Genomic DNA, 24,543 nt, shown 5'->3' with positions numbered 1-24,543 from the left:
TAAATTAATTTACAGCTTATTGTTGGGTTAGCTAATCATATTATAATAAAATAGAAGAGCTATATTTATTTATATAGCTCTTCTATTTTATTAAAGTACTATTTTCAATATCTTCATCTTCATATGTATCTTCTATACAAGGAAGAATTATTTTAAAAGTAGAACCCTCCATAGGCTTACTTTCAACCTCAATTCTTCCATTATGTTCATTAATTATTTGATAACATACATTAAGTCCTAAACCTGTTCCATTATTTTTAGTAGTATAAAATATAGTACCCAGTTTTTTAATTTCTTCTTCTGACATTCCTTTTCCATTATCACTTATTTTTATAAACATTTCATTTTTATCTTCATCATAACCTGTTTCTATATTCAATACAGCGTTTTCTTTATAAGTCATAGCATCTACAGCATTTTTACATATATTTAATATAACTTGCTTTATCTGTACTTCATCACAAAGTAAATATCTCTCTTCTTCAGACAAAAATACATTTACATTTACTCCTTTTACAAGAGAAGATGTTTCAACTAAATTTTTAATAGATTGAAAAATATCCACCATAGAAACTTCTTGCATTTGGGTTTCTCTAGGCTTAGATAAAAATAAAAACTCACTAATTATACTGTTAACTTCATCCACATCATCATTTATTTTGGAAGCATATTTTTTTATATTTTCATCTTTAGAAATTGCTTCAATAAGTTGGCATCTGCCTTTTATATTTGTTAAAAAATTTCTTGTTTCATGCACTATACCCGCACCTAATTGCCCTAAAAGAGCAAGTTTTTCTTGCTGCCTTATTTTAAATTGTTCTTTTTTTATTTCTGTTATATCTGTGTTTATACTAATAGCTCCTATTATCTCTCCTTCTACATTTTTAATATTTCCTGTATAAATACTAATTTCCTTTACATCTCCATCTAATGTAGTTAATGAAATTTCTTTAAATTTATCATGATCAATACATTGCCCTTGCAGTGCATCTTTAATAAGCTTACCTCCTTCATAATGTATCATTTCACTTAATTTATCTATATCTATACCTATAATATCTTCTTTCTTAATTTCAGCTAATTCTTCAAAAGCTCTATTACAAAGTACAACCTTTTTATCTTTATCAATCATTAAAACACTATTGCTCACTGAATTTAATATAGTTTCTGTTTGAAGATTTAAATTACTTAAAACTTGTTCTTCTTTTGCTTCTTTAATTAATGCTATAACTCCTCCTTTTATTTTTCTAGATGTTATAGCTACCTTTTTATATTCTCCATTTTGAAGTTTATAAGTTCTAAACATTTTTATTTCATTTCCTTCACTTTGCGATACTATATCCCACAAAGTCTTTTCTTCTGTATTAATATTTTTAAAAATTTTTGATAATTCAAAAGTAGTCAAATTATATAAATTAATTCTATTGCAATTGAATATTTCTTCAAATTTACTATTTATGTATTTAATTCTTCCTTCATCGTTATAAGTAAATACCGCAAAAGGTAAAGCTTCTAAAATATCACTTAAAGTTTGAGTAATGCTATTAACTTCATATACTGCTTCTTCTAAAATTTTATGTTCTTTTTTTAACTTACTAAAAGAAAAAATAAAAGTATTTACAAATATAGCTTTAAATAAAAAGTAATAAGAAATAGTTTTTAATGTACATCCCATAGAATATATTATAGAACTATAATTTCTATAATATATAAAGCATATTTCTGAAACTATAGCCAAAACTATACAATTATAAACATATATATGTTTTGTATTTGCAAATTTCTTATTTTTATTTTTTATATTATAAGTGGTTAACAAAAATAAAATAATGATTGCATATTTAAAAAATATCTCTAAAGCTTTTATTCCATTATGTGTAAAAATAAGTAATAAATATTCAGAACTAAAAATAGAAAAATAAGTTATAGAAGCTGTTAAAAAAACAAAAATTATAAGTCCAATCCATTTATTGATAATTATTTTTAAATTTTTGGCATAAAAAAGCATAAAAACAGCTTGAGTAAATCTACTTATTATCCAAAACTTATTTGATAAATTAATACTATAATAAATATTTAAATTTGATTTTAACAAATAATAACAACGGAATACTTCAAAAATTGCTGAAATCAAAAGTCCGAAAGACAAAATAGAAATATTATATTTAGAACTATACCATATAGAAACAAATAATGACAAAGTTATAAAAATACATATCATTTCTAAAATCATATAATATATGTCTAATTGTTTTATAAAACTACTATGTATAATAAGAGCTACTATAAAAGATAAAAATAAAGATAATAAAATATTTACTAAAGCATTCTTGTTTAAGTTTGTAAATGTTTCCTTGATTTTAAAAGTTGCATCCATTGTAAAACCCCCACGCTGCTAAATTATTTTATATATTGACTTTTTATACATTTATTTAGTTTGTTAATTTTACATATAATTTCCCAAAACCACTACTTTGTCCCATATCATATATTATCACAATTTTGTGTAAATTCATACACATTAATATAATTAATTACATAAATATTCGTATATTTTATAATTTTTACAAATAATATATTAATTAGCAAGCTTTCTTTTAATACTAAATTAAAAATTTAATTAGAATGTTTATGATTTTAACCTTATAAACACTTTTTCTTGAAATATAAATTAATGAAGTGTATAATAACATTATTCTTAAGAAAGAGGTGTATGACCCATGAAAGCATTTGAAACTCTTGTAGAAGAAACTTTAGAAGCTATAGACATGGATGAGTTAGAAGCTGCTGCAGATTTATTTCAATTTGGTATAGAATCAGGTCATTATACAAAAAGACAAGCAGATGAATTTAATATTATATATTGGAAGGTAAAAAATAAACTTTTAGCTTACGAACTTTCTAAAACTGTAAAAGCTAATGTATTAGATTTAATTTCTATAGTTTCTAATGCACCTTCTAATATAAAAAATGATAAAAGCGAACTTTTAAATTATGTAAATGGACGTTTAAAAGCACTTAAAGGAAAAGTAAGCGGACTTAAATAAAAAATTAAAGGAAGATTTATCAAATATAATCTTCCTTTAATTTTTAATATTTATTGTGATTCGGCTCCTGTAGCTCCATTACTTTTCATTATTTTCTTCATTCCATCTGTCGCTTCTATTTTCCCATCTTTCATAACCCATAATGCTTCAACACCATTAATACTTTCTACAAGTGCACGGCTTTTATCATATGGAAGTAAAAATAATGTTGTAGAGAGAAAATCAGCAAGTCCTGAATTTTGTGTTACTACAGTTATTGCTTTATAATATTCACCAGGCATAAGAGTATCTGGATCTATAAGATGATGATATTTTTTATTATTAACAACATAATATCTTTCGTAATCACCACTACTTACAACTGAAGCATTTTTTATAAATATAGTATCTATATATTTATCAGCATCATCTGATAATATAGACTTATCTGGATTTTGAATTCCTACTCCCCAGCGTTCCCTTATATTATCAAGAGGTTTATCTAAAGCTCTTACATTACCTCCAGCACTTATTATCCCTGATGTAAATCCTTCTTTCATAATTTTTTGAGCTATAACCTCAGTAGCATATCCTTTCCCTACAGAACCTACATCTAATTTCATATTTTTATCTTCTAAATAAACAGTACTATTTTTAGCATCTACTACCACTTTATCCATATCAATATGCTTTCCAGCTTCTTTTAATTTTTCATAAGGAGGAAGTTTTGCATTTAAAGGATCTTCAATCCCTTCCTCTCTATAATCATGCCATATGCTTGTAACTGAACCCATAGCAATGTTAGTTCTTCCTCCTGTTTTTTTATACCATTCTTTTGAAAAATTTATAAGATCTATTATTTCTTTATCGACTTTTACAGGCTTTATTCCTGCATTATCATTTATAGTTTTAATATTATTTATTCCATCATAGTTATTATATATATCATACAGTTTATGATATTTTTGAAATTCTTCATGAATTTTATTAAAATATGATTTAAATTCTTCTTCTGTTTTTGTATATCCTACAACTATTACCACAGTATCAAAAGTATCGAAAAAACTATCAGTATATTTATTATATTTAATTTCTTTCTTACAACCTATAAAAAGACAAGAAGTTAAAATTACCGTCAAAATTAAAGTTATTATTTTTTTCATAAATATCCTCCAATTACATAAAATTTAATTTTTATTTAAAATAGAAAAAAGTATTATAAATAAATTATGTATAGCCATATATTAATCAAAAATAAATAAAATATTCTCTTTTTTACATTAAACGGAATTTATACATCTTTTAAAAAGAATAGCCACAAATCCTAGTACTTTTCGTTTGTTTAAATGCTAATAAACTTAACGAAAGCACTTGATTTGTGGCTATTATACAGCCTATTAATTTAAATTATTTTGCATTTGTATATGCTTCTTTTAATGCAGCAAGGTACTCGCCAACATTAATAGTAACTGATGAAGTTAATTCTGGAACATCTGGAACTTGTGGATGTTCATCATTAACTTTTTTAGTCTTCATAGAAGTTATTTCATCAACAGTTTTTCCAACCATCCATTTTTGAAGAGCTTCAGCTTGTTGATACCATTCTTTTTGTATTTTAGAGCCCTTTATCATACCATATTTATCTTTAAGTTCAACTTTAGTTTGTTGTGGTGCTGTCTTATCAACAGTTACTTTACCATTTTTATCAAATGGAACTTTAGTTTGCGCACTATCAATTATAGCTCCTACAACTTTTCCATCTTTATCAAATGCCGCAGCAACTAATGAAGTATCAACTTGTGCAAGAGGAGTTTTATCTCCATTTAATCCTGTAGATTTAGCAGATGATATTTCATGTCCAAGGCCAACTTTTACACCGCCAGTAACATCAATAGCATTCTTATATGCTTCTTCTACAGCTTCAATATATTCTCCAACATTAATAGTAACTGATGAAGTTAATTCTGGAACATCTGGAACTTGTGGATGTTCATCATTAACTTTTTTAGTCTTCATAGCTTTTATTTCATCAACAGTTTTTCCAACCATCCATTTTTCAAGAGCTTCAGCTTGTTGATACCATTCTTTTTGAATTTTAGAGGCCTTTATCATACCATATTTATCTTTAAGTTCAACTTTAGTTTGTCCTGCTGCTTTAACATCTGTTTTTAATGAAAGATCATCATTAAATTCTACTTTAGTTTGTGCGTTATCAATAGTTATTGATACGACTTTTCCATCTTTATCAAATCCAGCAGCAACTAAAGATGTATCTACTTGGCCAAGTGCACCTTTCCCAGTTTCTAAATCTTTTGATTTACTAATTGAAGTAATATGTCCAAGACCTAATTTTACTATGTTTCCTTCTGTTTTAGTATTTTCATTATTTTTAGCTGGTTCAGTAGCAGCTGGTTTATCATTATTTGCAGCTGGAGTAGTTTCTCCTTTATTTGCGCATCCTGATAGCATTGAAAATGCAAATACAGTTGCTAATAAAACTGAAATTTTCTTTTTCATTTTTATCCCCCATTCATATAAATAATTTGATTTTTATTCCAATCATAACTAAATATTATCATATTGTTAATAAATTGACAATAGTTTTTAAAAAAAATTATTAAATTATTATAAAAATTATTAAATTATTATAAAAATTATTAAATTATTATTTTTAATTTTTATTATTATAATTATTTCAAAATAAACTATAAATAAGTTTTAGCTATGCTATAGTATTATATTATATAATTTATTAAAACAATTCTAAATTCTAAAAATGATTTTTATTCTATATTGGTAAGATATTAAAAAAAGATTTTAATCTAGCAAATTTTTTATCTCTTGCATAACAAGCATTATTTCTAAATTATACTATGTCCTCAAAATCTAATAAATTTAAAATTTTAAAAAATATATACATAAATTTAATTTATACATATCTTTAATTTTTCAATTCTTTTTTCTTCTACTTTTTCAATCTCAAAAGTTAAATTTTCATATTCTACAACAAGATGTTCATCTTCTTTTGGAATACTTCCTAAAATATCAATAACAAAACCTCCTATAGTATCATAATTATCAGAAGGCAGATTAATATGAAGAGTTTCATTTATATCATCTATTGATGTAGCACCATTTACTATATAAGTATTTGTATCAACTTTAGTTATATCTTCTATGACTATATCGTCATATTCATCAAATATATTTCCTACAATTTCTTCAATTAAATCTTCAATAGTAACTATGCCTGAAAAACCACCATATTCATCTATAAGTATTGCCATATGATTTTTATTGCTTTGAAGCTCTCTAAAAAGTTCATCTATATTTTTAGTTTCTGGAACAAAATAAGGTGTTCTTAATATTTTTATTAAAGTTTCTTTGGTAATTTCTCCTTTTCTTGAATAAATAAATAAATCTTTTAAATATAATATTCCTATAATATTATCTATATCGCCTTCATATACAGGTATTCTTGAAAATTGTTCATCCATTACTTTGTTTATAAGTTCTTCAATTGGAGTATCTATATCTACAGCAAACACATCTGTTCTAGGAGTCATTACTTCTTTTGCAAGAGTATCATCAAAATCAAATATACCATCTATCATCTCTTTTTCAGTCTGATTTAAAATTCCAGTTTCTTCTCCTACATCAATCATCATCATTATTTCTTCTTTTGATACCTTTTCTTCTATACTTTCATCTTTATTTCCTAGTATTCTCATAATTAAATTAGTAGATGCAGTAAGTATTTTTACAAAAGGCAGAGTAATTTTAGATATAAAAATTATGATATTAATTGATGCCATTGCTATACGTTCAGAATTTTGAAGTGCTATTCTTTTAGGCACTAATTCTCCTAATACTAAAGTAATATAAGCAAGTATTATAGTTACTAAAAATAATGCTATTTGATCGCTTCCTGGAATATTTAATTTTAATAAAAATTTTGCTAAAGGCTTTGACATAGATGTAGCTGCAGAAGCACTGGCTAAAAATCCTGCCATAGTAATACCAACTTGAATTGTTGCTAAAAATTTACTTGGCTCTTCCATAAGTTTTAATAAAGTTTTTGCTTTTTTATTTTCTTCATTAGCAAGATGTGTTATTTTTGTTCTATTTAATGAAACTATAGCCATCTCTGAAGCTGCAAAAAAAGCATTAATTAAAATTAAAATTATAATTAATAATAATTCTGCCATTATTTTCCCCTCACATTTATTTAATAGAAAGTATTAACTAAAAAGTATTACTTAGGATATATTATACCTAAAATTATATAAATAAACAATTATTTAAGCCATTAATAATACCTTTATATTATGTCATTAATTCACTAACATATATATTATATTTATCGGAAAAATACTATTAAGTATTTAAATAATAAAATAATACTTTACCATTATAAGGAGGTAATGATATGAAAAAATACAAATTATGCCTTTTATTACCACTTGTAATTTTGTTTTTTTCTTTTGATATAGTTAGTGCTAAATCATTAATTTCAAATGAAGATAATAATCCTCTGATTTTAGAAATTGAAGAAAAAAGGAAACTTATAAAAAAGCAATTTGAAATAAATAAAAATTTAGAAACAAAAGTAGAAAAGAAAAGTAAACAAGCAGAAGATTTATTAGTAAAAGTTCCTGAAAATGCTGTAATTCCACAAGATATTTTAAATCAACAGATAGATGAAAGAATGGATGTTATTATGAATCATTTATACAAAATAGGTGAGCAGGAAAGACTTGTATGGGAAAATATAAATGCAGCAAACGATAATATAAATGCTAAAAATTATTCTGAAGGAATTAAAGGTCTAGATAAAACTTTAACTGCTTTAGAAAAAAAATATAAATATCTTGTTGAGTTTGATGCTGATTTAGATGATTTATTATCATTTTTAAGTACAATAGATGAAAAGTAGATAATTTGGATAGATAATTTTGAAGGACGGAACTTTATTTTTAATACCGTCCTTTTATTTATATTTATTTTTTATATTTGTTTTAATAATTTCATTAAAAATTAAAATTGATATTTAAAAATCTAAAAAGAATATTTCACAAGAAAAGCAGCAACACCATAGGACTTTGCATTATTGTGCATTTCCTAACTTCTCTCATGAAATATTCTCTATTAGTTATTATTCTTTATAATTAAAAATTTATACATTTAATTTTTATAATAATTTAAAATTTAACTAAAATATTTTTAAAGTATTGACACTTCATATATAAAGTGCTATCATTTTATTAATTTATCATGGTAAAGCGATAAATTAATAAAATGATAGAGGAGTGTACTATTTTGAGTAAGTGGAAAAAATACATACCCGAAGGTACAAGAGATTTATTATTTGATGAGTGCACAAAAAAAATAGATATAATTAATACACTTAGAAATTTTTATTTAGAAAATGGCTTTCAAGAGGTCATTACCCCTACTTTAGAATTTTATGATGTATTTCATTTAGACAACCTTTCTATAGAGCAAGAAAAAATGTATAAACTTTTTGATAATAACGGTAGGATATTAGTTTTAAGACCTGATATGACAACTCCAATAGCTAGAATTGCAGCAACAAGACTTAAAGGAGCAAATTATCCTTTAAAAATCTGTTATAGTGGAAATATATTTAGAATGAATGAATCTTTAGGCGGTAAACTTAGCGAAATAACTCAATCTGGAATAGAAATAATTGGTGCTTCTGGAGTAGAAGCTGATTTAGAGGTTATAATAACAGCTATAAAATCTCTTCTTTCTATTGGAATTAAAGATTTTGAAATAGAACTTGGTCAAGCTGATTTTTTTAAGTATTTAATTGAAGATATAGATCTTTGTGAAGAAGATTTGGAAAAACTCAGGAGATTAGTAGAAAATAAAAATTTTACCGCACTTGAAGATTTTGCTTATTATAACAAAGATAAACTTCACAAAAATGCAGAAATTTTAAAAAAGCTTCCTAAACTTTTTGGCGGTATTGAAATACTTGAAAAAGCTAAAAGCTTGACAAATAATGAAAAAGCTCTTAAAGCTTTAAAAAATATTTCTGATATATACAAAAAATTAGAAACTTTCGGTTTGAGTAAATTTTTATCAATAGATTTAGGTATGGTTCAACACATAAATTACTATACAGGAATGACTTTTAAAGCTTATAGCAAAAAAACTGGTGCTGAAATTTTAAGTGGAGGGCGCTATGACAGCCTTATAGCTCAATTTGGTGAAGATATTCCTGCAGCTGGCTTTGGAATAAATATAGACAATATAAAAGATTATGAAATATAAATTACAGGAGAGATAGTATGAAAAATATAAGAATTGCACTTACTAAAGGCAGACTTGAAAAATTTTCAATTAATATGTTTGAAAATATCGGAATTGATTGTACAGAGCTAAAAGATAAAGGAAGAAAACTTATTTTTAAAGATGATAAAAATAACATCGAATTTGTTTTGGTAAAGTCTACTGATGTTCTTACTTATGTTGAATATGGCGCTGCTGATATAGGTATAGTAGGTAAAGATACTCTTTTAGAGCAAGAAAAAAATTTTTATGAAGTTGTAGATTTAAAGTTTGGAAGATGCAGCTTTAATGTAGCAGCACTTCCTGATTATAAAAATTATACTAGTCTTAAAAGAAAAAGAATTGCAACAAAATATCCTAATGTAGCAAGAAATTTCTTTAGAAGCAAAGGAGAAGATGTTGAGTTAATAAAAATAGAAGGATCTGTTGAATTAGCTCCTATACTTGGCCTTTCAGATGCTATTGTAGATATTGTAGAAACTGGAACAACTCTTAAAGAAAATGGACTTATTATAATAGAAAAAATATGCGATATAAGTGCTCGAATGATAGTTAATAGAGCAAGTATGAAGATAAATAAAAACAAAATTGGAACTCTTATAGAAAAAGTACAAAAATATGTTGATGAAAATGTAAAATAGCATATAAAAACAAGGAGGGTTATGATGATAAATATTATTTATGGTAATAGTTATGAAGGTAAAAATTATATATCTTCTCTAAAAAAAAGAGCTGAACAGGTTCAAAGTGATGTAATAAATAAAGTTTCTGACATTTTAGAAGATGTAAAAAATAATGGTGATAAAGCCTTAATTGAATATACAAAAAAATTTGATAGTACAAATATTAACTTAAATAATTTTATAGTATCTAAACAAGAAATTGAAGAAGCTTTTAAAAAAGTAGATGACAAATTTATTGGTGCTATAAAAAAATCTAAAGAAAACATTGAATACTTTCATGAAAAACAAAAAAGAAATTCTTTTATAACCACAAAAGATAAAGGAGTTATATTAGGACAGACTATAAGGCCTCTTGAAAAAGTAGGTATATATGTACCTGGAGGTACTGCCGCTTATCCTTCATCAGTTATAATGAATGCAGTTCCAGCAAAAGTTGCTGGAGTTAAGAATATAACAATGACTACCCCTCCTTTAAAAGATGGAAGCATAAATCCAAATATCTTAGTTGCAGCTCATATTGCTGGAGTAGACACAATAATTAAAGCAGGAGGAGCTCAAGCTATCGGTGCTCTTGCATTTGGTACTGAAAGAATTGAAAAGGTAGATAAAATAGTAGGTCCAGGTAACATATTTGTTGCAATGGCTAAAAGAAGCGTCTACGGCTTTGTTGATATTGATATGATTGCAGGTCCAAGTGAAATACTTATAATAGCAGATGAAACTGCTGACTCTAAATTTTTAGCTGCAGATTTAATGTCTCAAGCTGAACATGATGTACTTGCTTCTTCTATTTTAGTTACAACATCTAAAAATTTAGCTCAAAATGTAAAAATTGAACTTGAAAGACAAATAGAAAATTTAGAAAGAAAAGAAATAATAAAAAAATCTCTTGAAAATTATGGAGCTATTATAATTGTAGATTCTTTAGATGAAGCCTTAAAAATTGCAAATTACATAGCTCCAGAGCATCTTGAAGTTATGACTGAAAAACCATTTGAGATATTAGGAGATATAAAAAATGCAGGTTCAATATTCCTTGGAGCATACTCTCCAGAACCTCTTGGAGATTACATGGCAGGACCTAATCATGTACTCCCAACAAGTGGTACAGCAAGATTTTTCTCTCCACTTTCTGTAGATGATTTTATTAAAAAATCAAGCTATATTTATTATACTAATTCTGCATTAAAAGATTTAAAAGACGATATAATAAAACTTGCAGAAACTGAAAAATTAACTGCTCATGCTAATTCCATTAAAGTGAGGTTTGAATAATGATTAATAAATTTTTTAGAGAAGATTTAAAAACATTTAAGCCATATGAAACAGAAAAAAATACCTGTAACATAAAATTAGATGCTAATGAAAGCTTTTTAAATTTTCCAAAAGAATTAAAAAAAGAACTTTTAGATTCTATAGAAAAAACTCTTTTTAATAGATATCCAGATCCAAGTTCTGAAGAAATATGCAGACTTTATGGAAAATATGCTGGAACTAATTTTAAAAATATAATAGCTGGCAATGGTTCAGATGAACTTATTCAAATTATTATAAATGCATTTATAGGTTATAAAGATAAAGTTATGACTTTAAGCCCTGATTTTTCTATGTATGAAATATATACAAAACTTGCAGGCGGCATACATATTGAATTTGAATTAGATAGTAATTTTAAATTAGATACAACTGCTTTTATAGAAAAAGCTAATATAGAAAATGTAAAACTTGTTTTTATATCAAATCCAAACAATCCAACTGGAGGAGTTATTCCTAAAAAAGATTTACTTAATATAATTGAAAATACTAATTCCATAGTCGTAATTGATGAAGCTTATTATGAATTTTATGGTCAAACTATTATTGATAAAATAAATACTTACGAAAATTTAATAATATTAAGGACCTGTTCTAAAGCACTTGGTCTTGCAGCATTAAGACTTGGATTTTTGATTACAAATGAGATTCTTTTAAGTGAAATAAAAAAAGCTAAACCACCTTTTAATGTTAATTCTATCACTCAATCTGTAGCAGCAGTAATTTTAAGAAATCCTGATTTTATTAAAAATAATATTAATATTATTTTAAAAGAAAGAGATTATTTATATAATGCTCTAAAAAAAATTAAAGGTATAAAAATTTATGAAACATCCGCAAATTTTATACTTGTAGAAGGAAATTGTACTCATGATTTAAAAGAAAAAGCACTCAATGCTTCAATAAGTATTAAAAGCTTTGGAAACCCACGATTAAAAAATTGTTTAAGAATTACTGTTGGAAGCAGAAAAGAAAATGAAGCTTTTATTAATTCTATATGCGAAAATTAATTATTATTTATTTTAAGGTGATTATATGAATAGAAAAACAGAAATCCAGAGAAAAACATTGGAAACAAATATAAAGTTAAGTTTAAATTTAGATGGCGAAGGTATTTTTAAAGGAAGTACAGGAATAGGATTTTTTGATCATATGCTTACTCTTTTTACAAAACATGGTCAATTAGATTTAGATATAAATGCTCAAGGAGATTTAGATGTTGATAGTCACCATACTATTGAAGACATAGGTATAGTTTTAGGAAGTGCTTTAAAAGAAGCTTTAAAAAACAAAGTTTCTATAAAAAGATATGGAACAAGTTTTGTCCCTATGGATGAAACATTAGCCGAAGTTCATTTGGACATAAGTTCAAGACCTTTTTTAGTTTTTGATGCAGACTTTACAGTAGATAAATTAGGAAATTTTGATACAGAAATGGTAGAAGAATTTTTTAGAGCTTTTGCTTTTAATGCTGGAATAACTCTTCATGCTAGAATTCTTTATGGTAAAAATAATCATCATATGGCAGAAGCTTTATTTAAAGCATTAGGAAGAGCATTAAAAGAAGCAATAACTATAGATGAAAAAATTAAAGGTGTTATGTCTACAAAAGGTGTATTGTGAGGTGAAAAATTTGATAGCTATAATTGATTATGGCATGGGAAATTTAAAAAGTGTCCAAAAGGCATTAACTTTCTTAAATATAGATTCATTTATTTCAGACAAAAAAGAAGATATAGAAAAAAGTGCAGGTATTATAGTTCCTGGAGTTGGAGCTTTTCCTGATGCTATGGAAAGTTTAAGGAAAAATGGACTTTATGAATTAATAAAAAAAGAAGCTAAAATTGGAAAACCTATTTTAGGAATATGTCTTGGTATGCAGCTTTTCTTTGAAGAAAGCTGTGAAATTACAGATACTAAAGGCTTTGGCTTTTTTAAAGGTAAGATTTTAGAAATAAAAAAAGATGTAAAAGTACCTCATATGGGATGGAACAATTTAAAATTTCAATCAGATTGTCCTCTTTTAGAAGGTGTTAAAGAAGATTCTTTCGTATATTTTGTACATTCTTACTTTGCTAAAATAGAAGAAGATGGCATATTAAAAGCTTATACTGAATATGGCATAGATATTCCAGCTATAGTTTGTAAAAATAATATATTCGGTATTCAATTTCATCCTGAAAAAAGCGGAGAGGTTGGAATGCAAATACTTAGAAATTTTAATAAGCTGGTTAATAATTTTAAAAAAACTAACTTATAAATTAATTAAAAATATTTAATTAATTTATTTTCCACTGAAAGGAGAACTAATATGATAATATTCCCTGCAATGGATTTAAAAGGCGGTAAATGTGTAAGATTATATCAAGGAGATTTTTCAACATCTGAAGTTGTTGGTGAAAATCCTTTAGATGTAGCTTTAGACTTTAAAGCTCAGGGTGCTGAATACATACATATGGTAGATTTAGATGGAGCTTTAGAAGGAGATATAAAAAATATAGATGTAATAAAAAATGTTATCAAAGAAACAAATCTTAAAATACAGCTTGGAGGAGGCATAAGAGATATTAAGACAATTGAAAAACTTATAGAAAGCGGTCTAGATAGAGTTATATTGGGAACAGCTGCTTTAAGTAATCTTTCACTTGTAAAAGAAGCCGTAAAAAATTTCACAGACCACATAGCTGTAGGTATAGACGCAAAGGACGGATATGTTGCTACTCATGGCTGGCTTAAAGTAAGCCAGACAAACTATATTGATTTTGCAAAAACCATGGAAGATATAGGTGTGAAAACTATAATTTTTACAGACATAAGAAGAGATGGAACACTTAAAGGACCAAATTTTGAAGCTACTGGTATTTTAAACGAAAAAGTTTCCTGCAATATAATAGCATCAGGTGGAGTTAAAGATATTGAGGATATTAAAATATTAAAAAATATGAATATTTATGGGGCAATAATTGGTAAAGCATTATATAGCAAAAGTATATCTTTAAAAGACGCCATTGCTTTAGGGAGGGAGTAAATAATGTTAACTAAAAGAATAATACCATGTCTTGATGTAAACATGGGAAGAGTGGTCAAAGGCGTAAATTTTGTTAACCTAAAAGATGTTGGCGATCCTGTAGAAATTGCAGAATTTTATAACAAAGAAGGAGCAGATGAAATTGTATTCCTTGATATAAGTGCAACTTATGAAGGAAGAAAAACTATGATAGATGTAGTTGAAAAAACTGCAGAAAAAGTTTTTATTCCTCTTACAGTTGGAGGAGGCATTAGAACTATAGATGATTTTAAAGATATATTAAGAGCCGGAGCTGATAAGGTATCTGTAAATTCTGCTGCTATTAAAAATCCTTCTTTAATAAAAGAAGCTTCTAGAAAATTTGGCAGTCAATGTGTTGTTACAGCTATAGATGGTAAGAAAAGAGAAGACGGTAGTGGATGGAATGTATATATAAACGGAGGAAGAATAGATACAGGTCTTGACGCAGTTGAATGGGCAAAAAAAGTTGAATCTTTAGGATCAGGAGAGATACTTTTAACAAGTATGGATGCTGACGGTACAAAAAATGGTTATGATATAGAATTTACTAAAATAATATCAGAAAGTGTAAACATACCTGTAATTGCTTCAGGAGGCTGCGGGAAACTTGAACATTTTGCAGAAGTTTTTAAAAATACCAAAGCAGATGCTGCTCTTGCTGCATCTTTATTCCATTATAGAGAGCTTACTATAGGTCAAGTTAAAAATTATCTTGCTAAAGAAGGATTGGAGGTAAGATTAAATGCTTGATAAATATGAAATAGACTTTCAAAAAGGACTTATCCCAGCAATTATTCAAGACTTTAATAATAATGAAGTTCTTATGCTTGCTTACATGAACGAAGAATCTTTAAAAAAAACATTAGAAACAGGTACAACATGGTTTTTTAGTCGTTCTAGGCAAAAACTTTGGAATAAAGGAGAAACTTCAGGTCATTTCCAATATGTAAAAAGCATAAATTATGATTGTGATGGCGATACTCTTCTTATTAAAGTTGATCAAATAGGTGCAGCCTGTCATACTGGAAATAGAACCTGTTTTTATAGAGAAATTAATATAAAGGAGAATATTTATGAATCAAAATAATGTAATTAAAGATTTATATGAAATAATAGAAGATAGAAAAATAAATCCTGGAGAAAATTCTTATACAAGCTACCTTTTTGAAAAAGGTTTAGATAAAATTTTAAAAAAAGTTGGTGAGGAATGTTCAGAAGTTATAATAGGAAGTAAAAATAATAATAAAAATGAAATCATATATGAAATATCTGATTTAATATATCATATTCTTGTATTAATGGTTGAACAAAATATAAAATTAGAAGATATAGAAAAAGAACTATCAAAAAGAAGAGAAAAAACAGGTAATAAAAAACCTGAAAGAATTGGAGTTGATAAAAATAGTTAAATTTAAGCCTCAATCTAACTATCATACCCATTGTATATTCTGCGATGGACATGGGAGTCTTGAAGATTATGTAAAAGAAGCAATTAAAATAGGATTTAAATCTTTAGGTTTTTCAAGTCATGCTCCCCTTCCTTTTTCTAATGACTGTAACATGAAAAAAGAAGATTTAATAAATTATATAAATGAAATAACAGTTCTTAAAGAAAAATATAAAAATCAAATAGATATATACTGTGGATTAGAAGTTGACTATATTGAAAACATATTAGGTCCAGATTCTTTGGAATTTAAAAATTTAAATCTTGATTATACAATAGGTTCTGTACATTTTATAAAAGATAAAAATACAGAATGTTATCTTCCTGTAGATAATACTTTAGAAGAATACGAAAAAATTATTAACATATTTTTTAATGGTAATATTAAAGATTTTATTTGTGAATATTATAGACTTATAAGAAAAATGCTTTGTGAACATAAACCTGATATATTAGGCCATTTAGATTTAATTAGAAAACATAATAATAATCATTTTAACGAAGAAGAATTTTGGTATAAAGAAGAAATATCTAAAACATTAAATGTTATAAAAAATTCCGGTACTCTTTTAGAAGTAAATACAGGAGCTATAGCAAGAGGTTATTTAAGCACTCCCTACCCTAGCTTTTGGATATTAAAAAAGTGTTGTGATATGGATATACCAATAGTTCTTAATTCTGATGCTCATTTCCCAAAAAATCTTAATTTTTACTTTGAAGAGGCATTGGATTTAATAAAAAATGCAGGATATGAATATATTTACGAAATGGATAAAGGACATTGGATAAAGAAAAAAATAAAATAATGTTAGAGTATTATAATTTTTAATTATTTTAATCATTAAAATCACTATCATAAATATATTATAAAAATATTTGACATACTAAATGTAGAATAATATAATATATCTATAATACCCCTATAGGGTAAAGTTTATATCTTAGTCTTAATGAAGGGAGGATTTTTAATGAATATTATTATAGACGAAGAGACAAAAAAAGCTTTACTTGAAAATCTAAAAAAAAGAAACAAAAGTGCAGTTAGACTTTCTATAAAAGGCTTTGGCTGAGGCGGCCCATCCTTTGGAGTTGTTCTGGATGAACAAACTGAAAATGATGATTTTATAGAAGTTGATGGTATTAAATTTGTAGCCGAAAAAGACATTTCATTTATATTTAATAACACAAAAATAATTCATAGAAAAGGACTTTTTGGCGACTCTTTTGATATATACAATCCTGATAATTCAGGTGGAAGCTGCAATTAAAAACAATTAAAAAATGCTGATTAAATTACATAATTAAAACTTTGTAATTTAATCAGCATAATCATTCTAATATTTTTAATATATTTTATAAAACAGGTTTCAAAAATCCTTTGCCTGTTATTTCTTCTGCTTCTGAAATAGAAATAAGTGATGTTGGATCAATCTTTTCAATTAATTTTTTAACATCATTTAGTTCTTTTGTAGTCATTAAGCTATATATTACCTTTTTCTTTTCTCCTGAATATGCTCCTTCTCCATATAAATAAGTAGTGCCTCTTCCAGTTTCATCCATTATAAGATTGGACACTTCTTTTTCCTTTTGTGTAATTATAATAACAATTTTTTTATGATCAAAACCTTCTGTAACCTTATCTATTACTAAAGATTTAATAAACATTAAAAGTATTGTATAAAGAGTAAGTTCAATACTAGTAAAAAATATTCCCAAAAAAGCTATAGTCCCATTTAAAATAAAATATAAATCAGACATTTTAACTCCATTTTTATTTCTTATGATAACTGCTATTATGTCAGTTCCTCCCTGTGATGCTCTGCTTTTGAATATTAACCCCATACCTATTCCGCTAAATACGGCTCCAAATAATGTTGAAATAAATAAATCATTTACTATAATTAATCTGCTTATATCTTTAGTTAATACAAGAAATATAGACATTGTAAGCATACCTATCATACTAAAGAATACAAAATCCTTATCTATCTTTTTAAGTCCCAATATAAATATAGGTATGTTTAATATAAAAACCCAATATCCTGATGGTACTTTTGTAATGTATTGCACTAAAAGTGAAATTCCTGCAATTCCTCCACTTAAAAGCTTATGAGGAGCTATAAATATATTTATAGCTAATGCATAAATTAAGCTTCCAAGGCTTACCGTAAGTATTCTTTTAATGAGATTTTTATTCACATTTAACACTTAAAAAACCTTCTCTCTTTATACTTTTATAATAAATTGTAATAAATACTATATTATTCAAAATTTATAAATAAGCACCTGCTACTATTAATAATATATTAAACCTTATTATCTTTCAAACTTGTTAGAATGAATTTACAGCAATTATACTTTAATTTTGATAGATATAATTCATTTTTATTGGTTTTTCATATAAATGTGAAATAAATCTTTCATATGTTTGTATATTAACTTTATTTATGCAAAATAGATTAAATTAATTCAATTATTTCTTTTAAGTCCTTAATTTTATATCGGGCTTGTGATTGATCTAAATCGTAATCCTTTTGATATAATGCTACAACTTCTAATCCTGCAGCCTTAGCTGACTGAATACCTAGTAAAGAGTCTTCTATTGCTAATGCTTCTTTTGGTAATATATTTAAAGCTTTAATTGTTTTTATATATATATCAGGATTTGGCTTGCTTTCAATACACTCTTCTCCACTAATTACAAAATCTATATATTTTTCTAATTCACATTCATTAATCATTCTAAATATTTCTTTTTTTTCTGAAGAAGATGCAATTGCTACTTTTATTTCTCTTTTTTTTAACTCCATAAATACATATTCAACTGAATTATTTAACACTTTTTTAAATTCGATCTTATTTATTTCTCTATATTTAATGTACTTTTCTTTAAGCAATTTACGCTTAATAAAATCATTTGGCACTAATTTTTCCCAAATCATCCTATCACTCAATCCAACAAAATCTTTAAAATTACGTGTTGCTGGCTCTATTCCTAAACTATCAAAAAAATCCATCCTCCTTTTAAAATAAAAATATTCACTATTTATTAAAACTCCATCCATGTCAAAAATAACAGCTTTTTTCAAATTAATTCCCCCTTTTTAATCGCTAAATATAATATCACAAATTAAACGAATTTCTGGATCTGAGATTTTAATTGTATATTCTTTTTCTATTTCAGAAAAACAATATCTAATTATTTCTACCCTTCTTTTTTCTTTTTCTAAAAACTCATTAATATCATTTTGTTCATCAACATTTTCTTTCCTTAAAATTCTTTCAACCATACAACAAGAATGTACATAAAGTAAAAATCTTCTATTATTTGATAATTTAATATTTAAATTTTCTTCTATTTTATCAGTTGCTTTTTCCACAAATCTCAATATTTTATTTGGATCCAGAATTGTTAAATTCTCTACAATTTTCTTTATAGAAAAGTTAAATACTAGTTCCTTCTTTAATTGTTGTTCATCAAATTCAAAGTTATCTTTTAATATATTAATAAGCTTTTGAATTTCTTCACCATTTATTAATTGATCTAATCCAATATAATTAATTCCATCAATTTTAGGATCTGCAGTTCCTATAATAGCCAAAATATCATATATTTGAAATGGCAATTCTTTTTGTTTATTTTGTTGTAATTTTTTGTAATCATAAGGAATAATAACAAAAGATTTATCATCATATCTTAAACTTTTTTGAAGTATCTCTTGGATTTGAATCGCACTTCCTATTCCTGTATAGCAACAAGTTAAAATAGCTTTTTTCTTGTTACCAATTGGATATATTAATTGTTTATTAATTCTAACATTTTTTAATATTTCATCACTAATTTCATTTATATTTTTCCCTTGAAGTAATAAGCTTCCTATTTCTAATACTAATGGTGTAGATACATAATCTATTATTAACATTGGACATTTTATTTTATCTTTTAATCTAGTACTTAAATCAGAAAGAGAGCCCATATCAACTAATAAAATTAATCCATTCTCTACTATATTATTATCAATAAAATCTATAACTTTATTTTCTATATCATCTATAGTAGTATTAATAGGCATATCTATTGCTTGAAAAAGGTTTTTCTTTAATAATCTATTAGCTACATTTGCCATACTACTTGCTGTTGAATAACCATGAGCTAAAATTATACTATTTATTTCACCTTTTATGTTTTGCATATTTGTACTGTTTAAATAAAATGAAATAAAAATTAAATCTTCATCTAAAAATTGATAATCCAATTGTTCACTTAAATTCTTTAATATAATCTTTGCTAAATATACAGCATTTTTCATATATGAATTAATAAATATAATTAATTTAGGTTTTATAGTATTCCAATCTGGATGATTAATTAAAATTTCTTTCTCTTCCTTAAAATATAATAAATTTGCAATAGAAAGAATTTTATTACCATCTTGCTTAAACCCATAATTTTCTTCCATATATTTAAATGTAAATCTAATATTAAAAGATATCATAGAAAATAAACTTTCATTTTTAGCCAATTCATTATTAAATACTAAATCATCTAATAATAAATTTACATTTGTCATCATTTTATTAATATATTGTTCTTTAGTTATATTTCCATATTCAACTTGTTTAAACTCTTCAATAAATTTAAAATATGTTATTGTTATATTTTTCTGTTCTCTACTATTTATATTTAATAATTCTGGATTCTTATAATCATAACTTCTATCTTGATATCGATTTAAAAATTTATGATTTATATTTTCTTTTATATGTTCTTCACAATCAACTGGTAAATCAGTAATACGAACTTTTATTACATCAGTATTTTTCATTCTTGCATAACTTTTGCCACAACTATATTTTATAATATTTTTTATTTTACCAACATTTCCATCATAGTTACTTGATAATAAAAAAGATATTACTTGCTTAGAAACTTCTATTGTTCTTTTTAATATTTCACTCTCTTTTAAAAAGAAACTATCTATTAATTCAAGTTTTTCTTGTTGAGTTCTTTCTGAAAAACCAGGTATACTTACTATAACAGGCAATCTACGAATAAATGTTGGTAAAAATGTTGATTGTATAGATTCTGTTGTTGCAAAAATTAATCTTACATTAGACTTTTTCTTAACACTATTATCACCTATAGGTGAATATTCACCTGAATCCATAAATGTAAATAATTTTTCTTGTCCTTCGTTTGTTAAACGATGTACTTCATCAAGAAATAATACTCCTCCATCTGCGTTTTCGAGAAGTCCTTTTTTATCTTTATCTGCTCCTGTGAAAGCTCCTTTAGTATATCCAAATAACAAGCTTGATAGTAACTCTGGATTATGATAGTATTGTGCACAATTTAAAGAAATAAAAGGAGCTTTTTCACCAATTAATTTCTTTTGTATACAATAATCATAAATACATTTTGCTAAATATGTTTTTCCTGAACCACTAGGCCCTAACAGCATTATAGGTAGTCCATGTTCAGGATATAAAACTGCAGTTTTTATTTGTTCAATCTGCTCCTTTAAGCTTCCTTTTGCTCCAATAACATTACTTAATGGATCTTTATTTTTTATTTTCTTACCTTCATTAAATAAATCTTCTAAAGACTCATATTCATTAGCTGTTATCTTAAAATATATTTTTGAAAAAATTTCCTTATCTAAGAAAATTACTGGATATTCTTTGATTTTTATTATACTTCCCTGTTTTACTCCCTTATTTAAATAACTACTTACTGTACTTCTACTTAAGTTAATATTCTCAGCAATTGAATTTGCAGAAAAAAGTTTTAAATTATCTTTGTTAAAAATTTTAGTAATTTCTTTAAGATAGCTATATAAATCTTTTTCCATATAAAGCACCTCTTTCTACAAACATCAAATTTAATTTCTAATAGCATTTTATATAAATAACTTTTAATTTTTTGTATTATTATATTTTACACTTTAATACTTAAAAAGCAAAGAAACCGAAAATTTTCGATTTCTTTGCTAAATTAATAGCTCTTTATTTTAATATTCTAATTTCCACATATATCTTCTTTTAGTTAATGGATGCTGTCTAACATAAGAAAGTTCTTCTGCATAAACACGAAATACTGCTGTAATTAACATAGGATTAAAATAATCAACTACATTATTTGAAATAACTGAGGATAACCCATAATCTAAAGCATCTATAACCGTTGTTTTTGCTTCAAATCTTTTTAAAAATGTTAATGCACGTGAATCTATTTTACGAGTTCTTCCATCATTCATTAATAATATAAATGGAACATCTTTATCTACTATTTCAAATGGTCCATGAAAAAATTCTCCTGAATGGAATGTACCTGAATTAATCCATTGCATTTCCATCATTAAACAAATTGACGTAGCATATGCAACTTCATGAGTAGCACCACTACTCATAACATAAATAATAGGAGCATCTTTATATTCTTGAGCAAATTTTTTAGCATCACTTACTACTGATTTTGCAGCCTTATCAGCTAAATCATATATTTTACTAAAACCAGTCTTCATATCTTCATAGTATTCATATCCTTCATATTGATTTAATATTTCTACTGCTAATTCTAAAGCATATCCCATTTTTTCTAATTTTGCAGAATAGCTCTCAGCAAATCTATGATATATAGTATAGTCTGCATTATTAGCTATTGGAGAATTTACACAACGTGTTAAACTAATTACATGTGCACCCATAGCTTTTGCTTTAGCTGTAGCTTCTACAGTTTCTGGAGTTGTTCCTCCTAGTGAAGCAGTAATAACTATAGCAGTTTCATCTACTGCAACTGGAGTAGCATAATTAAATTCATTTGCTGTAAAATGACTAACTCGTAAATTTTTAGCATTGTTATCTAAAAAATACTTAGCTGGATATAAATCAGCTTTAGATGCACCACAGCCTACAAAAATTACACTTTTAATATTATCTTGTTTTTCCTTTATCTCTTTAATAATTTGTTTTGGATCCATTTTTAAATTCCTCCCATTTATTTTTATTTATATATTTTTAATTTTTATTTAAAAATACCTAACAAACTTAAAATTATTCCCCCTACAATACAAATAGTGAGCATCCATCCAGTTGGAACTTTCTTTTTTAAAAGCCAATATAATGAGAAAGTAACACTTAAAGGAATAATTTGAGGTACAATTCCATTTAGAATATCTTGTAATACAAATGTTTTCCCAAATTTAATAGGTGTTGTTATACCAATCATACTTGCCATCATAGAGCCAATAACCATTAATCCTACTACAGAACAAATATACATAACTTTATCCATAAGATTTTCTTTGTATAATTTGGTTAAATACTTAGTACCCATTAAATACCCTATTTTCCCACCATAATAAGTAACCAAATAAGATGGTATAAAAGATATTATCATCGCTAAAATAGGTCCTAAAATATTTCCTTGCTGAGCTAAATTAATCCCCAACCCAAAAGCTAATACACGAATAGTACCTTGAAAAAAAGAATCTCCTATACCTGATAATGGTCCCATTAATGATGTTTTCATTGCATTAATTGATTCTGGATTGAAATTATCCTTATCTTCATAATATTTTTCTTCCATAGCTGCAGTTAAACCTAATACAAAAGCACTTGTTTGAGGTGTACAATTATAAAATTCCATATGTCTTTTATATGCTTGTTTTTTTAATTCAGAGTCTTTTGGATTTTTATATATATTATCTAAAATAGGGGCAATACCATATAAAAATCCCATATTCATTTGTCTTTCATAATTCCAAGAAGCTTGAATAGCCCAAGAACGCCAGAAAAATTTTCTATATTTCCATTTATTTTTATCTTTTTCTTTTAACTCTTTTTTCATTTTTATCCCTCCAATCAATCTAAACTATCTAATGTGTCTTCTGGTTTATCATTTTTAAACTTAAATTCAGATAATATAAATGCAAATAAACAAGCAAAAATAGCTATACCAGTTACACTTAAATTTGAATATGCAGTAATAAAAAAGCCTATTAATAAAAAAGGTAACATTTTTGCAGAAAGCATTATATTAAGCAATAAAGCAAATCCATAAGCTGGTAAAATCTTACTTGCTAAAGTTAACCCATCTATAAGCCAATTAGGTATAACATTTACAATATCTTTTACCAAATCTGTTCCAAAATATATAGCTAGAAAAATAGGAATAAAATACATTAAAGAATATAAAACTGTTCCCCAAAGAATATGAATTCTGCGAGCCTTTTCATATTCTTCTTTTTCAATAAGATAATCAGCTCTATGTGTTAAATTAGAAAGAATAGTCCTCATTAAAATTCCTAACATTTGACCTAATATTGCTATTGGAATAGCAATTGTTAATGCAGTTTGTGCATTTGCATTTGATAAAATAGCAAATGCTGTTGCTATTATAGATGCCATATTCATATCTGGAGGTGCAGCAGCACCTATATTTACCAATCCTAATGCTATTAGTTCAAGAGAGGCTCCAACCATTAAACCTTTTTGAATATCTCCTAAAACAATTCCAACTAAAGTACTTACAATAAGAGGTCTTTCAAAATTTAATCTTCCTAAAAGTCTTGAATCTAATATACAGAATACGCCAATCAAAGCAATCAATATAGATTTTAGTAACATTTTATATCCTCCCTCATATAATATTGTTAGTAACATTTGATAGAAAACATATCTATTCTCTACCGAACATTACTTATA

The 24,543-nt window shown here is 25.8% G+C and carries 23 protein-coding genes; 13 read left to right on the top strand and 10 right to left on the bottom strand.

What is annotated here, in order from left to right; all coding sequences use genetic code 11:
- Positions 1-82 precede the first annotated feature (82 nt).
- Positions 83-2,377, bottom strand: a complete 2,295-nt coding sequence (locus EGD97_RS09220) for an ATP-binding protein (RefSeq protein ID WP_127837141.1) — start codon at positions 2,375-2,377, stop codon at positions 83-85.
- Between the two features lie 343 nt (positions 2,378-2,720).
- Between EGD97_RS09220 and EGD97_RS09215 the strand changes: the two genes are divergently transcribed.
- A complete protein-coding gene (locus tag EGD97_RS09215; protein ID WP_127837140.1) occupies positions 2,721-3,047 on the top strand; it encodes a hypothetical protein in 327 nt (108 codons plus the stop codon).
- Positions 3,048-3,097: 50 nt separating this feature from the next.
- Here EGD97_RS09215 and EGD97_RS09210 read toward each other — a convergent pair whose 3' ends face one another.
- The 3 genes from EGD97_RS09210 to EGD97_RS09200 all read right to left on the bottom strand — a co-directional run bounded on the left by EGD97_RS09210 (position 3,098) and on the right by EGD97_RS09200 (position 7,234).
- On the bottom strand, positions 3,098-4,189 hold the full coding sequence (locus EGD97_RS09210) for an FAD:protein FMN transferase (RefSeq protein ID WP_078681908.1): 1,092 nt from the start codon (positions 4,187-4,189) through the stop codon (positions 3,098-3,100).
- Positions 4,190-4,433: 244 nt separating this feature from the next.
- Entirely contained in the window at positions 4,434-5,543 is a 1,110-nt protein-coding gene (locus EGD97_RS09205) for a hypothetical protein (RefSeq protein WP_127837139.1), read from the bottom strand.
- 407 nt (positions 5,544-5,950) lie between these two features.
- Positions 5,951-7,234, bottom strand: coding sequence for a hemolysin family protein (locus EGD97_RS09200; protein WP_127837138.1), 1,284 nt, complete (start codon positions 7,232-7,234; stop codon positions 5,951-5,953).
- A 221-nt stretch (positions 7,235-7,455) separates the two neighbouring features.
- Here EGD97_RS09200 and EGD97_RS09195 point away from each other — a divergent pair, with 221 nt between their 5' ends.
- The 12 genes from EGD97_RS09195 (at position 7,456) to hisJ (ending at position 16,643) form a co-directional block, all read left to right on the top strand.
- Positions 7,456-7,962 carry a hypothetical protein gene (locus EGD97_RS09195; protein WP_127837137.1) on the top strand — a complete coding sequence of 169 codons (507 nt, stop codon included), beginning with the start codon at positions 7,456-7,458 and terminating at the stop codon, positions 7,960-7,962.
- A gap of 383 nt (positions 7,963-8,345) precedes the next feature.
- Positions 8,346-9,326, top strand: a complete 981-nt coding sequence (gene hisZ, locus EGD97_RS09190; protein WP_164850195.1) for an ATP phosphoribosyltransferase regulatory subunit — start codon at positions 8,346-8,348, stop codon at positions 9,324-9,326.
- A 17-nt stretch (positions 9,327-9,343) separates the two neighbouring features.
- Positions 9,344-9,985, top strand: coding sequence for an ATP phosphoribosyltransferase (gene hisG, locus EGD97_RS09185; RefSeq protein ID WP_127837135.1), 642 nt, complete (start codon positions 9,344-9,346; stop codon positions 9,983-9,985).
- Positions 9,986-10,009: 24 nt separating this feature from the next.
- Positions 10,010-11,302, top strand: coding sequence for a histidinol dehydrogenase (gene hisD / locus EGD97_RS09180; protein WP_127837134.1), 1,293 nt, complete (start codon positions 10,010-10,012; stop codon positions 11,300-11,302).
- Positions 11,302-12,351, top strand: coding sequence for a histidinol-phosphate transaminase (gene hisC / locus EGD97_RS09175; RefSeq protein ID WP_127837133.1), 1,050 nt, complete (start codon positions 11,302-11,304; stop codon positions 12,349-12,351). The genes hisD and hisC overlap by 1 nt, the downstream gene beginning before the upstream one ends.
- A gap of 25 nt (positions 12,352-12,376) precedes the next feature.
- Positions 12,377-12,964: an imidazoleglycerol-phosphate dehydratase HisB gene (hisB, locus tag EGD97_RS09170; protein ID WP_127837132.1), complete on the top strand. Its 588-nt coding sequence runs from the start codon at positions 12,377-12,379 to the stop codon at positions 12,962-12,964.
- 1 nt (position 12,965) lies between these two features.
- Positions 12,966-13,601 carry an imidazole glycerol phosphate synthase subunit HisH gene (hisH, locus tag EGD97_RS09165; RefSeq protein ID WP_205693980.1) on the top strand — a complete coding sequence of 212 codons (636 nt, stop codon included), beginning with the start codon at positions 12,966-12,968 and terminating at the stop codon, positions 13,599-13,601.
- A gap of 51 nt (positions 13,602-13,652) precedes the next feature.
- Entirely contained in the window at positions 13,653-14,369 is a 717-nt protein-coding gene (hisA, locus tag EGD97_RS09160) for a 1-(5-phosphoribosyl)-5-[(5-phosphoribosylamino)methylideneamino]imidazole-4-carboxamide isomerase (RefSeq protein ID WP_127837131.1), read from the top strand.
- Between the two features lie 3 nt (positions 14,370-14,372).
- Positions 14,373-15,140 (top strand): imidazole glycerol phosphate synthase subunit HisF, encoded by a 768-nt coding sequence (gene hisF / locus EGD97_RS09155; protein WP_127837130.1) that lies wholly within the window; start codon positions 14,373-14,375, stop codon positions 15,138-15,140.
- Positions 15,133-15,477, top strand: coding sequence for a phosphoribosyl-AMP cyclohydrolase (hisI, locus tag EGD97_RS09150; RefSeq protein ID WP_127837129.1), 345 nt, complete (start codon positions 15,133-15,135; stop codon positions 15,475-15,477). The genes hisF and hisI overlap by 8 nt, the downstream gene beginning before the upstream one ends.
- Positions 15,464-15,799, top strand: coding sequence for a phosphoribosyl-ATP diphosphatase (gene hisE / locus EGD97_RS09145; RefSeq protein WP_078681920.1), 336 nt, complete (start codon positions 15,464-15,466; stop codon positions 15,797-15,799). The genes hisI and hisE overlap by 14 nt, the downstream gene beginning before the upstream one ends.
- Positions 15,783-16,643: a histidinol-phosphatase HisJ gene (gene hisJ / locus EGD97_RS09140; protein WP_228202005.1), complete on the top strand. Its 861-nt coding sequence runs from the start codon at positions 15,783-15,785 to the stop codon at positions 16,641-16,643. The genes hisE and hisJ overlap by 17 nt, the downstream gene beginning before the upstream one ends.
- Before the next feature lie 547 nt (positions 16,644-17,190).
- On the opposite strand, the gene EGD97_RS09135 is transcribed toward hisJ, so the two are convergent.
- From EGD97_RS09135 to EGD97_RS09110, 6 genes are all read right to left on the bottom strand, one after another.
- Positions 17,191-18,045, bottom strand: coding sequence for a YitT family protein (locus EGD97_RS09135; protein ID WP_127837128.1), 855 nt, complete (start codon positions 18,043-18,045; stop codon positions 17,191-17,193).
- A gap of 251 nt (positions 18,046-18,296) precedes the next feature.
- Complete coding sequence (locus EGD97_RS09130) at positions 18,297-18,926, bottom strand: HAD family hydrolase (RefSeq protein WP_127837127.1); 630 nt, start codon at positions 18,924-18,926, stop codon at positions 18,297-18,299.
- 15 nt (positions 18,927-18,941) lie between these two features.
- A complete protein-coding gene (locus EGD97_RS09125; RefSeq protein ID WP_078681923.1) occupies positions 18,942-21,689 on the bottom strand; it encodes a sigma 54-interacting transcriptional regulator in 2,748 nt (915 codons plus the stop codon).
- A gap of 159 nt (positions 21,690-21,848) precedes the next feature.
- A complete protein-coding gene (locus EGD97_RS09120; protein ID WP_078681924.1) occupies positions 21,849-22,817 on the bottom strand; it encodes an SIS domain-containing protein in 969 nt (322 codons plus the stop codon).
- A 44-nt stretch (positions 22,818-22,861) separates the two neighbouring features.
- Positions 22,862-23,686, bottom strand: a complete 825-nt coding sequence (locus EGD97_RS09115) for a PTS system mannose/fructose/sorbose family transporter subunit IID (RefSeq protein ID WP_127837126.1) — start codon at positions 23,684-23,686, stop codon at positions 22,862-22,864.
- Positions 23,687-23,700: 14 nt separating this feature from the next.
- Positions 23,701-24,465, bottom strand: coding sequence for a PTS mannose/fructose/sorbose/N-acetylgalactosamine transporter subunit IIC (locus EGD97_RS09110; protein ID WP_127837125.1), 765 nt, complete (start codon positions 24,463-24,465; stop codon positions 23,701-23,703).
- Positions 24,466-24,543: the final 78 nt, after the last annotated feature.

Origin of the sequence: Clostridium prolinivorans (genome assembly GCF_004011155.1) — a bacterium.
GTDB lineage: Bacteria > Bacillota > Clostridia > Clostridiales > Clostridiaceae > Clostridium_AT > Clostridium_AT prolinivorans.
Note: the sequence above shows the minus strand (reverse complement) of the source record. Positions and strands in the feature narration are given on the sequence as shown.

Excerpts from the sequence above, each read along its gene's own strand:
- EGD97_RS09110 (WP_127837125.1), bottom strand. The coding sequence starts at position 24,465 with ATGTTACTAAAATCTATATTGATTGCTTTGATTGGCGTATTCTGTATA.
- hisA (WP_127837131.1), top strand. The coding sequence starts at position 13,653 with ATGATAATATTCCCTGCAATGGATTTAAAAGGCGGTAAATGTGTAAGA.
- EGD97_RS09115 (WP_127837126.1), bottom strand. The coding sequence starts at position 23,686 with ATGAAAAAAGAGTTAAAAGAAAAAGATAAAAATAAATGGAAATATAGA.
- EGD97_RS09195 (WP_127837137.1), top strand. The coding sequence starts at position 7,456 with ATGAAAAAATACAAATTATGCCTTTTATTACCACTTGTAATTTTGTTT.
- hisF (WP_127837130.1), top strand. The coding sequence starts at position 14,373 with ATGTTAACTAAAAGAATAATACCATGTCTTGATGTAAACATGGGAAGA.
- EGD97_RS09200 (WP_127837138.1), bottom strand. The coding sequence starts at position 7,234 with ATGGCAGAATTATTATTAATTATAATTTTAATTTTAATTAATGCTTTT.
- EGD97_RS09120 (WP_078681924.1), bottom strand. The coding sequence starts at position 22,817 with ATGGATCCAAAACAAATTATTAAAGAGATAAAGGAAAAACAAGATAAT.
- hisD (WP_127837134.1), top strand. The coding sequence starts at position 10,010 with ATGATAAATATTATTTATGGTAATAGTTATGAAGGTAAAAATTATATA.
- hisG (WP_127837135.1), top strand. The coding sequence starts at position 9,344 with ATGAAAAATATAAGAATTGCACTTACTAAAGGCAGACTTGAAAAATTT.
- EGD97_RS09205 (WP_127837139.1), bottom strand. The coding sequence starts at position 5,543 with ATGAAAAAGAAAATTTCAGTTTTATTAGCAACTGTATTTGCATTTTCA.
- hisE (WP_078681920.1), top strand. The coding sequence starts at position 15,464 with ATGAATCAAAATAATGTAATTAAAGATTTATATGAAATAATAGAAGAT.
- EGD97_RS09220 (WP_127837141.1), bottom strand. The coding sequence starts at position 2,377 with ATGGATGCAACTTTTAAAATCAAGGAAACATTTACAAACTTAAACAAG.
- hisC (WP_127837133.1), top strand. The coding sequence starts at position 11,302 with ATGATTAATAAATTTTTTAGAGAAGATTTAAAAACATTTAAGCCATAT.
- EGD97_RS09125 (WP_078681923.1), bottom strand. The coding sequence starts at position 21,689 with ATGGAAAAAGATTTATATAGCTATCTTAAAGAAATTACTAAAATTTTT.
- hisB (WP_127837132.1), top strand. The coding sequence starts at position 12,377 with ATGAATAGAAAAACAGAAATCCAGAGAAAAACATTGGAAACAAATATA.
- hisI (WP_127837129.1), top strand. The coding sequence starts at position 15,133 with ATGCTTGATAAATATGAAATAGACTTTCAAAAAGGACTTATCCCAGCA.
- EGD97_RS09215 (WP_127837140.1), top strand. The coding sequence starts at position 2,721 with ATGAAAGCATTTGAAACTCTTGTAGAAGAAACTTTAGAAGCTATAGAC.
- EGD97_RS09210 (WP_078681908.1), bottom strand. The coding sequence starts at position 4,189 with ATGAAAAAAATAATAACTTTAATTTTGACGGTAATTTTAACTTCTTGT.